The 12,908-nt window shown below is 61.3% G+C and carries 8 protein-coding genes; all 8 read left to right on the top strand.

Annotated features, from left to right (window positions below; genetic code table 11):
- The first annotated feature begins 100 nt into the window (after positions 1-100).
- The 8 genes from rsmH (at position 101) to O3649_RS04785 (ending at position 12,700) form a co-directional block, all read left to right on the top strand.
- Positions 101-1,165 (top strand): 16S rRNA (cytosine(1402)-N(4))-methyltransferase RsmH, encoded by a 1,065-nt coding sequence (gene rsmH / locus O3649_RS04820; RefSeq protein ID WP_371573009.1) that lies wholly within the window; start codon positions 101-103, stop codon positions 1,163-1,165.
- A gap of 20 nt (positions 1,166-1,185) precedes the next feature.
- Positions 1,186-2,193, top strand: coding sequence for an amino acid ABC transporter ATPase (locus tag O3649_RS04815; protein ID WP_070690050.1), 1,008 nt, complete (start codon positions 1,186-1,188; stop codon positions 2,191-2,193).
- A gap of 62 nt (positions 2,194-2,255) precedes the next feature.
- Positions 2,256-4,121, top strand: a complete 1,866-nt coding sequence (locus O3649_RS04810; protein ID WP_049345236.1) for a penicillin-binding protein 2 — start codon at positions 2,256-2,258, stop codon at positions 4,119-4,121.
- Positions 4,122-4,289: 168 nt separating this feature from the next.
- The gene (locus tag O3649_RS04805; RefSeq protein WP_371573006.1) at positions 4,290-6,035 is read left to right on the top strand and encodes a Mur ligase family protein; all 1,746 of its coding nucleotides are present in this window, start codon (positions 4,290-4,292) and stop codon (positions 6,033-6,035) included.
- Entirely contained in the window at positions 6,028-7,647 is a 1,620-nt protein-coding gene (gene murF, locus O3649_RS04800) for a UDP-N-acetylmuramoyl-tripeptide--D-alanyl-D-alanine ligase (RefSeq protein ID WP_371573003.1), read from the top strand. The genes O3649_RS04805 and murF overlap by 8 nt, the downstream gene beginning before the upstream one ends.
- A 6-nt stretch (positions 7,648-7,653) precedes the next feature.
- Positions 7,654-8,859: a phospho-N-acetylmuramoyl-pentapeptide-transferase gene (mraY, locus tag O3649_RS04795; RefSeq protein WP_049353001.1), complete on the top strand. Its 1,206-nt coding sequence runs from the start codon at positions 7,654-7,656 to the stop codon at positions 8,857-8,859.
- On the top strand, positions 8,859-10,445 hold the full coding sequence (murD, locus tag O3649_RS04790; protein ID WP_371573001.1) for a UDP-N-acetylmuramoyl-L-alanine--D-glutamate ligase: 1,587 nt from the start codon (positions 8,859-8,861) through the stop codon (positions 10,443-10,445). The genes mraY and murD overlap by 1 nt, the downstream gene beginning before the upstream one ends.
- A gap of 149 nt (positions 10,446-10,594) precedes the next feature.
- A complete protein-coding gene (locus tag O3649_RS04785; RefSeq protein ID WP_371572998.1) occupies positions 10,595-12,700 on the top strand; it encodes an FtsW/RodA/SpoVE family cell cycle protein in 2,106 nt (701 codons plus the stop codon).
- Positions 12,701-12,908: the final 208 nt, after the last annotated feature.

Here is a 12,908-nt window from a genome sequence, read left to right as displayed (position 1 = left end):
CCGGCATCCCGCCGACGCGACGGCTACCGCCCGGCATCTCTAGCACCCGCACCACTCTTCCGTAAGCCTTCCCGCAGGACAAACTCTCACAGGAGCACCCATGAGCGTAGACCACGCCCCCGAAACCGGTACGACCGCATCCGGCTCTGCCGCCAAGGTGACCGGCGCATCCATTGAGAACCTCTCCCAGCGTGAAGCCAGCGAACGTCACGTGCCCGTCATGCTGGACCGCTGCATTAACCTGCTGGCGCCCGGCATCGAACGCGCCGTTGAGGAGCGCGGCACCGCCTACGTTATTGATGGCACCCTCGGTATGGGAGGTCACTCCGAGGCGCTACTTGAACGCTTCGAAAACCTTGTGCTGATTGGCATTGACCGCGACCTGCAGGCGCATGCCATCGCCGGTGAGCGTCTGGCACGCTTCGGTGACCGCTTCGTACCCGTCCACGCCGTCTACGATGAGATTGACCGCGCCATGGAAGCTGCCGGCGTGCAGGGCATCGACGGCATCCTGATGGACCTGGGCGTCTCCTCCATGCAGCTGGACGAACGCACCCGCGGCTTCGCCTACTCCTACGACGCTCCCCTGGACATGCGCATGAACTCCGAAGACGAGCTCACCGCCCGCATCGTCGTCAACGAATACAGCGAAGATCAGCTGCGCCGCATTATCCGTAACTGGGGCGAAGAGAAGTTCGCGTCGCGTATCGCCCGCGCTATCTGCACCGCCCGAGCCAACGCGCCGCTGGAAACCACCGGTGAGCTCGTGCGCATTATCCAGAAGGCTGTGCCCGTCGCCGCGCAGCGCACCGGCGGCCACCCCGCCAAGCGCACCTTCCAAGCGTTGCGTATCGAAGTGAACCACGAACTGGAAGCCCTTGAACGCACCGTACCGGCGGCCCTGGAGGCGCTCAACCTCGGCGGCCGATTCGTCGCCATGAGCTACCACAGCCTCGAAGACAAAATCGTCAAGAGGGCACTGACCGCAGAGGCAACCTCCAAGGCACCCAAGGGCTTCCCGGTAGAGCTTGAAGAACACAAGCCCACCGTAAAAATCATTACCCGCGGCGCCGAACCGCCTACCGACGAGGAAATCGAACAGAACTCCCGCGCCGCCAGCGCCAAGCTGCGCGCCGCCGAGAAGATCCGCATCCCCGCCAAGTAGAAGACAGAAAGCGAAGAAGAGTGAGCACCCAGCACGCATCCCCGCGCCCCACCCGCACCCAGGGCGCCCCGCGGAGTCGACGCGCCGGTTCCTCGCGCCCTGCCGCCGGCACCCCCAGCGCCGTTGGCTCTACCCGCGCATCCTCTACAGGTGGCTCCACCGGGGCGAGCCGCGCCTCCACCCGAGCTCACTCCGGTCGTACCCGCACCGCGCGTCTGGAGCCGGTCACCGCAGCCCAGCCGGTGGTTCGTCCCGCCAGCACCGCTGCATCTCACGGTGGTAAGCGCACCTCAACGAACGCGAGCCGTGTCCCCTCGAGCGTCCGTGCGGCAGCACGCACCGAAGAAGCACGCGAAACGAAGCCCAAGCAGCGTAACCCGCTGTCCACTGTGCGCCGCCGAGCCCGTAAGCTCAGCCCGCCCACCATGCTCGCTGTTTTTGCGGCAATTCCGCTGACCCTGATTTTTATTCTGCTGCTTAACGTGCTGATTGTGACCCGACAGTACGACATGGTGGATTTGCGCGCGCAGGAACAGCGCCTCGTGCAGGAGAACCAGGCGCTGCAGCAGGAGATTGGTTTCAAGGAAGCCCCGCAGGATTTGGCGATACGCGCCAGTACCCTGGGCATGTTTGTGAGCTCTTCGCAGGCGACCCTGAACCTGCAGACTTCCACGATTGAGGGCACCCCCGCCCCGGCTGCAAGCCCCACCGGTATTGAAGGATCCAAGCAGGAGAACCTGATTTCGCCGCCGGCAGCGGGTTCGGAAGAAAGCTACGCCAAGGGCATTGTGGATGCTGACAAGTCTGTTCAGCAGCGACACAGCCAGGCGAGCGCTACGGCAAAGGCATCTGCAAGCGCCTCGGCAAGCCCCGCGCAGCAGGCTAACCCCGCCCAGCAGGCCAACCCCGCTCAGCAGGCCAACCCTGCACCGAGCGCGCCTGCTAGCCCGGCTGCTTCCGCCGCCCCGAGCGCCGCTCAGCAGTCCAGCCCTGCCGCTAGCCCCGCGGCAAGCCAGCCCGCACGATAAACAACATTGACCACAGGATGCGTAGCATCACCGATAGACCAGACCAGCGAAAGGACCACCGCATGAGCTCCGACGCGCGTAAGAACGCGAACGAATCGGCATCCGGTCAGCCGGACCTGACCCGCCGTGGCTTTGTCGCCGGCGCCGCTGCCACCTGTGCTCTGGGCGTCATTGGTGCGAATCTGTTTATCCGCCAGGGCTTTGATCCCGGTGCGGTGGCGAATGCGTCCCGTCAGAAGCGTTTGCGCTCCCAGGTGCTGCCTGCTGTGCGCGGTCAGATTCTCGATATCAACGGCAACGTCATGGCGCGTACTGTGCAGCGTTATAACCTGACTGCTGACCAGAGCGCCGTGGCGACCTTCAAACGCTACAACGAGGATCGCACCCAGAAGGTTGAGGTCACCCCCAACCAGCTGGTGTACGAGATGGTCGATATTCTCAAGACCGTTGACCCGGGCATTACCGACGAGTTCATCAAGTCCAAGCTGGACGGCACCTCAAAGTACTCGGTGATCAAAGCAAATATCACCCCGGAAATTTTCAATAAGATTGATGCCCTGGGTGCGCCCTTCATCTACGGTGAGGCGTTCTCTCAGCGCCTGTACCCCAACGGTAGTGTGGGCGGTTCCGTGGTCGGTAAGTACAACATTGTTGAAGAGGCAGACGGCAACGGTACGGGCGGTACGGTGTCCCGTAACTACTCCGTGGGCATTGAGCGTGTCTTTGAGAAGGAGCTTGCCGGTACCCCCGGTGAGCGCACCTACGAGATTAGCGCTGATGGCGTGCGTATCCCCGTAGCGAAGGAAGAGCAGCGCCTGGCGGTGGACGGTAAGAATATTCGCCTAACCATTAACCGTGATGTGCAGTATTTTGCGCAGCAGGTGGTGCGTGCCCGCGCCGAGGAGCTGAAAGCTGAATGGTGTACCGCCATTGTTATGGATGTGCGTGACGGCTCCATTTTGGCTCTTGCTGATTCCTCCACGATGGACCCGGGCGCGGCAACCATTGAGGACGCGGCGGACATGACCCCGCGCGCTATTTCGCAGAGCGTGGAGCCCGGTTCGACCGAGAAGATGCTAACTGCTTCGGCGCTGATTGAGCAGGGCCTGACCACCCCGACGAGCGTGTATGACGTGCCCGCGACCCTCACGATTGACGGCCAGACTTTCAAGGATGCGTTTGAGCACGGGGCGCAGCGGCGTACTTTCTCGGGCATTATTCATGACTCGATGAACACCGGTACGGTGCTGGTCGGTCAGAAGCTCAGCAAGGAAGAGCGCTACAACTGGTTGAAGAAGTACGGCGTCGGCGAGTTTACCGGCATTGAGCTGACCGGTGAGGAGCAGGGTATAATCGCTGATTGGCGTGATTGGGATGGCCGTCAGCAGTACACTGTGCTGTTCGGTCAGGGTGTTGCGCAGACTCCGCTGCAGACCGCCATGATTTTCCAGGCGCTGGGCAATAAGGGCGTTCGTCTGAAGCCGCGCATTGTGGACGCGATCATTGACGCCGACGGTACCGAACATAAGCGTGCCGTAGAGCCTGGCGAACGCATGGTCAGCGAGGAGACTGCCGCTTCCTGCCTGACTCTCATGGAGAATGTGGTGGAGCAAGGCCACGCCCGTCCGGCGAAGGTGACCGGCTACCGCGTGGGCGGTAAGACCGGTACTGCGGAAACTCCGAGTGAGAAGGGCGGCTACGACGGCAACACGACGTCCTTTATTGGTGTGGCGCCGATTGAGAACCCGCAGTTCTTGGTGGCGGTGACCATGCAGCGTCCTGAGGGTAGCGTGGGTGCGAACGGTACGACGGCTGAGTTCTCCAAGATTATGGAGAAGACCCTGCACACCTATAATGTGCCGCGTTCTACCGGTGAACCGGAGTTGATTCCGCTTTTTGCTGAGGATAGCCCCAATAAGACGAGCTAAAGGCGAGCGGGGGAGAGGTTCCCGGTAGCTGATTCGTGATGAAGAAGCCCCGGGACTGAACACCTGTCGAAGCCTAAAGCCCGTAGAATATTGAATGACCCTGTGTGCCTTGAGCGCATTGACCATACAGAGCTCACCGCTTCGGACAGCGGAGAGGAAAGAAGGACGATGGATACCGCATCTCACGCACCCGGCCAGAACCTGCTGGGCGGCGACGCTCAGACTCTGCGCCCGAATTCTGTGCGCCCGGTGAGTTTGGCGCACCTTCGCGAACATCTGCAGGGATTGGGTGCTCAGGTGAGTGCCCAGCCGGCTAGCGGCGTTCAGGGCTCTGAGTCCGGTGAATCTGTTGAGGTTACCGGTATCAGCATGGACTCCCGAGGCGTGCGCCCGCAGGACCTGTACGTGGCTCTGCCCGGTGCGAAGGTGCACGGCGCGCAGTTTGCTGAGGCCGCGTTGAAGCTGGGCGCTTCCGCTATTTTGACGGATGCTGCCGGTGCGCAGTTGCTGGGTGAGGCGCCGGTGCCGCTCCTGGTGACTGAGAACCTGCGCGAGTACGTTGGTCCGTTGGCTGCGCTGATTTATGGTTCGGTTTCGTTCCCCGCCACCCACCGTTACGCGGTGACCGGTACGAACGGTAAGACCACCTCCACCTACATGCTGGAGTCGGTGTTCCGCACCGGCCTGGGTGTGAAGACCGGTCTGATTGGCACTATTCAGATTCTGATTGATGGTGTCTCGGTTCCTTCGAAGATGACCACCCCGGAGTCTCCTCACGTGCATTCTCTGCTGACGATTATGGGTCAGCAACAGGTGCGTTGCGCGGCGATGGAGGTGTCTTCGCACGCGATTGATTACCACCGTGTGGACGGTGTGAAGTACGCGGTTGCAGGCTTTACGAATCTGACCCAGGACCACCTGGATTTGCACGGCACTATGGAGCATTATTTCGACTCGAAGGCTCAGCTGTTCACCCCCGAACGTGCCGAGCTGGCTGTGATTACTGCTGATGACGAGTGGGGCGAGAAGATGTTCTCCGCCGCTTGCGAGCAGATGGGTGCGCAGCAGGTGCACCGTCTGGTGACTGCGCGCGGTGCCGGTCTGGCTGAGGTGCCCGCAGAGTTTGGTGCCCGCGACTGGGCTGTGGTGAAGGTTCAGCGTGAGGGCCTGGGCCACCGCTTCCACGTGGCTAATGGCGCAGGTGAGAGCGTTGAATGCTACACCGGTCTGCCCGCTGACTTTAACGTTTCGAATGCTGCGCTGGCGGCCCTCATGGCGTACCTGGATACTGACTCTGCTGAGCGTGAGCGTCTGCTGCCTGAGCTGGTCTCCGGTGCGGCTCTGACTCCGGTGGTGCCGGGTCGTATGCAGCTGATTTCTTTGGCTCCGCACGCGATTGTGGACTTCGCCCACAACCCGGACGGTCTGACCCGTGCCCTGGAGGCAATGGACCGCCCCGGCGACGGTAAGGTCATGATTGTTTTCGGCGCGACCGGCGAGCGTGACCAGCTCAAACGCCCGATTATGGGTGCGATTGCTGCGCAGAACGCAGATATTGTTGTCGTGACTGATGACGACCCGCACGGTGAGGACCCGGCTCCGATTCGTGCCGCCGTTGAGGAGGGCGCGCAGAAGGCTGAGAACCGCCGAGCCACCCAGATCCTGAACATTTCTCCGCGTGCCGCCGCTATTGATGCGGCAATTGCCCTGGCGGGCGAGCACGACGCCATCCTGATTGCTGGCCGCGGCCACGAAACCGAACAGGATGTTGACGGCGTGGATATCGCCCTGGACGACCGCGTTGAAACCGCCCGTGCCCTGCGTGCGCACGGTTTCGAGATTCTGCCGGACTACCAGCGCATGCTCGATGAAAGTGACTCTAAGACCGCTGAAGGTATGGTGAAGAATGATTAAGCTCAGCGCCGCCCAGATTATTGAGGCAACCGGCGGCACCGCTATCGGCCTAGAGGGCCGTGAGGAGCAGGTGTACGCAGACTTCGCCACCACCGACTCCCGTGAGGTGCAGACCGGTACCCTGTTCGTTGCGAAGCCTGGCGCGGTCACTGACGGTCACAGGTTCATCCCCATGGCGTTTGAGAGGGGCGCGACCCTGGCGCTGGTCGAGCGTGAAGTACTCGACGAGCAGGGCGTGCCCTACCCGAGCATCCAGGTGCCCGATGTGGTGCTGGCGATGGGCGATTTGGCGCGCTACTCCATTGAGCAGATGCGCGCTCAGGGCGAGCTGACCGTTATCGGTATCACCGGTTCTGCCGGTAAGACCACCACCAAGGACCTTCTTGCCGCCATTTTCACCCCGGAGGGTCCGACCGTTGCCCCGGTCGGCTCCTACAACAGTGAGGTGGGCGTGCCCCTGACCGTTTTCCGTGCGGATGAGTCCACCCGCTACCTGGTCATTGAGATGGGCGCGGATCACGTGGGTAACATCGAGTACCTGGCGAATATTGCACACCCCGACCACGGCGCAATCCTGAAGGTTGGTACCGCGCACGCTGGCGAGTTCGGCGGCGTGGACAATATTGAGCGTACTAAGGGTGAGCTGGCTGAGGGCGTTCAGCCGACCGGCTCCCTGGCTCTGAACGCTGACGATGAGCGCGTGCTGCGCATGGCGTCGCGTTCGGTTGCCCCCATTACTTACTTCGGCGTGGGTGAGAAGACCGGCGCGAACGGTCAGCCCTACGAGCGTTACGTGGCGGCGCTGAATCTGCGCACCACCGATGCCGGTTGCCCCGAGTTCACTCTGCGCCTGCCTGACGGTAGCGAGTACGAGATTTCCTCACAGCTGATTGGTGAGCACCACGTGCACAACCTACTGGCTGCGGCGACTGTCGCCTACAACAGCGGTATTTCGGGTGAGAAGATTGCTCGCGCGCTCAACAAGGCGGCGGCAGCTTCGAAGTGGCGTATGGCTCGCACCGACCGTGCCGACGGCGTGACCGTCATTAACGACGCGTACAACGCGAACCCTGAGTCGATGGCGGCGGCACTGCGCACCCTGGCGCAGCTGGGCCGCACCGTTGACCCAGCGACCGGTCAGCCGCACCGCACCTGGGCTGTTCTGGGCGCCATGCTGGAGCTCGGTGACGCCTCCCTGGAGGAGCACGACCGCATCGGCCGCCTCGTGGTGCGCATGAACATTTCCAAGCTGATTGCTGTGGGCGACGAGACGAAGCCCACCTACAATGCGGCTCACCTGGAAGGCTCCTGGGGTAATGAGGCGACCTGGGTGAAGACCCCGGAAGAGGCAGAGCAGATTCTGCGCGCCGAGGTTCGCCCCGGTGACATTGTGCTTTTCAAGTCCTCGAACGGCGCGAAGCTGGGCATTCTGGGTGACCAGGTTGCTTTCGCCGAGTACACCTTCGGTGCTGAGGAAGAGCAGGCACCGACCTGGCTTTCTGCCGGTGACTTTGTTGAAACCACCGATTTGAGCGACCACCTTGCCGCTCACCTGGACGGCACCGCTAACGGCGACCGTACTTCGACCGAACAGACCACGAACGAAGGGTAGCGCTTTATGATTACCGTGCTGATTGCTGGAATCTTCGGATTCCTCATCTCCCTCACCGCGCTGCCGGTGTTCATCAAGAAGATGTCGGCCCTCAACCTTGGCCAGCTCATCCGTGAGGAAGGCCCGGCAGCCCACCAGCACAAGGCGGGCACCCCCACCATGGCGGGTCTGATCTTCATCCCCGCGGCGATTCTCGCCTACTTCTTGACCCTGGCGGTGAGCGCACTGCTCTTCGGAACCGCGCCGGTACCGACCGCTACCGCGTGGCTGACCATCGCCTTCACCCTGGGCATGCTCGGTGTGGGCGCGGCGGACGACATCATGAAGTTCCGCAATAAGGGCAACGAGGGCCTGACCGAGAAGCAGAAGACCATTGGTCTTCTGGGCGTGACCCTGCCCTTTGCGTACCTGGCGTTCCAGTTCCCGAATGAGTCGGGTGCTCGTCCGGCGTCGACCGCCATCTCTTTCGTACGTGACCTGCCCATTGACCTGTTCGCGGCGGGCGCGGTCTTCGGTTCCATCCTGCTGGTTGGTTGGATTACCCTCATCTCCCTGTCCGGTACGAACGCGGTGAACTTCACCGATGGTCTGGACGGCCTGGCTGGCGGCATCATGATGACCATCTTCTCCGGCTACCTGACCATCAGCATCTGGCAGTACGTACACGCCTGCTCCGCTGGCGCTGGCACCGCCTGCTACGATGTGCGCGACCCCGGTTCACTGGCGCTGATTGCCGCATCCCTGGTGGGTTCGCTGGCTGGCTTCCTCTGGTGGAACGTGTCGAAGGCACAGATCTTCATGGGCGACTCCGGTTCCCTGGCGCTCGGTGGCGCAATGGTTGCTTTCGCGCTGTTCACCCGCACCGAGCTGCTTCTGCTGGTCATCGCTCTGATTCCCGTGCTGGAAGTGTTCTCTGTGATTGTGCAGAAGTTCGTGTTCAAGACCAGCCGTAAGCGTTCGGTCGCAGCGGGGGAGAAGCCCCTGCACGCGCACCGTTACTTCCGTATGACCCCCTTCCACCACCACATGGAGAAGGTCGGCGTCAACGGCAAATACTCAATTGATAAGCGAGGCATTGCCCCCGGTACCGTCAGCAGCGGCGAAGTGAACTCCGTGTTCCGCCTCTGGGTTGTTAACGCCCTCTGCGTGCTCGTTGCCCTGGCGCTGTTCTTCGGTGACTGGTTCTCGCAGACTTCTGGAGTGATTCACTAATGTCAACTAATGAACAGCCGGATACAGCTCGCATTGAAGCGAACGCCGCCGCTATTGCGGTGAACCCGGTGTATGAGAACGAGCGCCTCGCGGAGCTGACTCACTGGGGTGCGCCCTGGGCTAACCTGCGCGTGGTCGTGGTGGGCATGGGTACCAGCGGCGACGCTGTGACCGATGTGCTCGCCCAGCTGGGTGCGAAGATCGTTGTCATCGACGGGGCTGATACCCCGGAGAAGCGTGAACGCATCGACCTGTACGCTAACGCCTACGGCAACGTTGAGGGCCTGTTCGGTCCCGAGCACATGCGTGCCCTGCCCCTGGTGGACGGTCAGGAACCCGAGCTCGTGGTGACCTCTCCGGGTGTGCGTCCCGACCACCCGGTGATGCTGGACGCTTATGAGCGCCGTATCCAGATTTGGGGCGATGTTGAGCTGGCATGGCGTTTAAACGAGCGTAGTGGCCTGCCGACCCCCAAATGGCTGTGCCTGACCGGTACGAATGGTAAGACCACCACCGTGGGTATGGTCGATTCCATCCTGAAGGCTGCCGGCAAGAAGGCTATTCAGGTAGGCAACGTGGGCATGCCCATCGTGTACGCCATTGCCGACGATGAGCCCTATGAGTTCTTCGCGGTGGAGCTGTCCAGCTTCCAGCTGCACTGGACCCATTCGATGTCCCCGTACGCTTCGGTGGTTCTGAACATTGCTGAGGACCACGTGGACTGGCACGGTTCGTTCGAGCGTTACAAGGCTGATAAGGCTCGCGTGTATGAGCACACTCAGGTTGCCTGCATCTTCAACACCGACCACGTGGACACCCTGCGCATGGTTGAGAACGCGGACGTTATTGAGGGCGCTCGTGCGATTGGCTTCAGCTCCACTGAGATGCCCGCCGTGTCGATGCTCGGCCTGGCTGAGGACATCATGGTGGACCGCGCCTTCTTGAAGAACCGTTACAACGAGGCGTATGAGCTGGCGGTTCTGGAGGATTTGGCTCCGGCTCCCGGTAAGATGCCCGCGAAGCACACCGTGGAGAACGCTCTGGCGGCTGCGGCTCTGTGCCGTGCGGCTGATATTGACCCGAAGGCTGTGGGCGCGGGCCTGCGTTCTTTCAAGACCGGTGCGCACCGCAACCAGTTGGTGGGCTACGCGAACGACATCATGTGGGTGAACGATTCGAAGGCTACGAATCCTCACGCCGCGAACGCGTCGATGAGCGGCTACCCCTCGCTGGTGTGGATTGCTGGCGGCCTGTCGAAGGGCGTTGAGTACGATGAGCTGATTGCTGCCCACGCGCAGCGTCTGAAGGCTGTGCTGATTATCGGTACTGATACTGCGGCGTTGAAGTCGGCATTGGCTAACCACGCTCCGCAGGTTCCGACCTACAATATGACCGCCGCTGTGGCTGATTCTTCGGACGGCGTTGCCGTGATGAACGCGGCCGTTGCGAAGGCTGCTGAGCTGGCGCATCCGGGGGATACCGTGCTGATGGCTCCCGCGTCTGCTTCGATGGACCAGTTCAAGAATTATGCGGTGCGCGGTGATGCGTTTGCGAACGCTGTTGCCGCCCAGCTGGCAGACTCTTAGGATATTGCCTGTAGAGGGTGTCTCGGGTGACCGGGGTGCTTTCTGCGGGTTCTTCTCGGGGGTGGGATGGTAACGGTGTCCCACCCCTGAACCTTTTTCGTGTATTCGCCACGACGGATCCGTGGCAGTTGAGGCCTATAGGAGGGCATGTGAGTACCAGCGCATCTTCGGAGCGTTCGGCTTCTTCGGCGCGTTCGACCGCGAGTGGTCGTTGGGCGTCTTTGCGAGCCGGTTTGGAGGATTTCTCAGCGCCGTTCCGTGCTCGTGCCGGTAGGTTGTACCGTCGTGGTTTGAAGGCTGACCTGTGGGATGTGCCGGTGATGCTGTTGGTGACGACCCTGGGTCTGGCTATTTTTGGCTGCATTATGGTGTTGTCGGCTTCGAGCGTCACGATGATTTCGCAGGGCCAGTCGCCGTTCTCGCAGGTTTCGTCTCAGATCATGTTCTTGGTCCTTGGCGTGCTTGCGATGGCGGGTATTACGCGTATTCCGGTGGGCGTTTACCACAAGAAGTTTGTGGTGTATGCGATGCTGGCTACCGCTTTGGTCATGCAGCTTGCTGTGGTGGTTGTCGGCATTGAGGTGAACGGTAACCGTAACTGGTTGAAGCTTGGCCCGGTGCAGATTCAGCCGTCGGAGTTTTCGAAGCTGGCGATTATTATGTGGCTGGCATGGGTGTATAGCCGCCACGGCGATATTTCTCGCAGTATTTGGCGCACGCTGTTCCCCTCGATTTATGGTGTGGGTGCCCTGGTGCTACTGATTATGCTCGGTGGCGATATGGGTACCGCCATGGTGTATGGCTTCATCTTTGTGGGCATGATGTGGCTGGCGGGTGCTTCTCGCAGCTCGCTGCTGAAGATTGGCGGCGCGTTTGCGGCGTTGGCGCTGGTGGGTGTGCTCAGTAGCGCGAACCGTGTGGCTCGTATTTTCGGTATTTGGGGTTCGTGCACGAACGCTAACTGTGACCAGGCGAATTCTGGTGAGGTGGCGCTGACGACCGGTGGCTTCTTGGGTGTTGGTCTGGGCCAGTCGCGCCAGAAGTACAACTACCTGGCTGAGGCGCATAACGACTATATTTTCGCCATTATCGGTGAGGAGCTGGGTCTGCTGGGTACGCTGGCGGTTCTGCTGCTGTATGTGGGCCTGGTGTACTGCGCGGTTCGTATTATGCTGCGTACTACTGATCCGCTGGTGCGTTTGGCTACGGGCGGCATCATGATTTGGTTGACCTCTCAGGCGATTATCAATATGGGCATGGTGTCCCGTATTTTGCCGGTGATTGGTGTGCCTTTGCCGTTTGTCTCCTATGGTGGTTCGTCGCTGTTGTCCTCGTTGTTTGCGGCAGGTTTGTTGTTGGCGTTTGCGCGGCAGACTCCGTTGCGTGGCGCGACGAAACCGTCGAATATCGAGACCCAGAGCGCGCGTGAGGTTCGTCGTGAGAATGCTGAATGGCAGCGTCGTACGCCGTTGCAGGATGTACTGAATCAGGAAGAGGCAGATCGTGCGGCTGCTGGTGGCCACCTGTTGAAGGAACATAATCCTTTGAAGGTTGTTTTCGGTCCGGAGAGCACGTTGCGCCGCTGGTTGGGTTTTGCGCCGGATCAGCAGCGCGAGTTGTCTCGTATGGCTCGTGAGCAGCAGAAGGAGCAGGAGCGCCAGGCTCGGGAGCAGGTTCGTCGTGAGGAGGAACAGGCGCGCCAGGAAGCGGCGCAGGCTCGAGAAGAGGCGCGTCGTGCTCGCGAGGAGGCGCGTCTGGCTCGTGAGGAAGCTGCCCGCGTGAAGGCGGAACAGAAGGCTGAAGCTCAGAAGCAGAAGGCCTCGCAGAAGCCTGCACCGCAGAAGGCACCCGCTCAGCCTCGTACCGGTCAGCAGACTCGTGTTGCTCAGAAGAGTACTGCCTCTACTCGAGCGGCACAGGGTAAGCCTGCTCAGCCCCGTACCGCTCAGCAGCCTACTGCTCAGAAACCTGCTGCTCAGAAGCGAGTGCAGCAGCCTCGTGCTACTCAGCCCCGTAGCGCACAGCACCGTCCGTCGGGCTCGCTACCTGCGGGTCTGCAGCCGTTGCATCCGGAGGACCGTCAGCGTCGTGCCCAGCGACTGGGTAATCCTCGACAGGGCGCTCAACGTCAGGCAGCGCCGCGACAGGGCACCCAGGCAAAGGGTACTCCGAAGAACAGCGCTCAGCAGGCACCGCGTCCGGCTCAGGGCGCGGCTCGGAACTCGGCTCAGCGCGGCACCCGCAAGCAGGGCTAAACCCCGCGGAGCCCGCTCCGTGAAGCCTGCATATCGGGGGGATGACATTCGGGGGAACGAGCTGCGGTTCGTGTCTCTACCCGTGATGAATATGCGCTGAATATAAGATAAAGCCCTCGCTATTGAGTTGTAGCTCAATGGCGGGGGCGCTCTTTTGAACAGGTGCGATAGCGTAAAATGATGCTGTACCGATGTGTTGGGAGAAAGA

This window comes from Rothia sp. 27098_8_29, assembly GCF_041432785.1.
Classification (GTDB): Bacteria; Actinomycetota; Actinomycetes; order Actinomycetales; family Micrococcaceae; genus Rothia; species Rothia mucilaginosa.
Note: the sequence above shows the minus strand (reverse complement) of the source record. Positions and strands in the feature narration are given on the sequence as shown.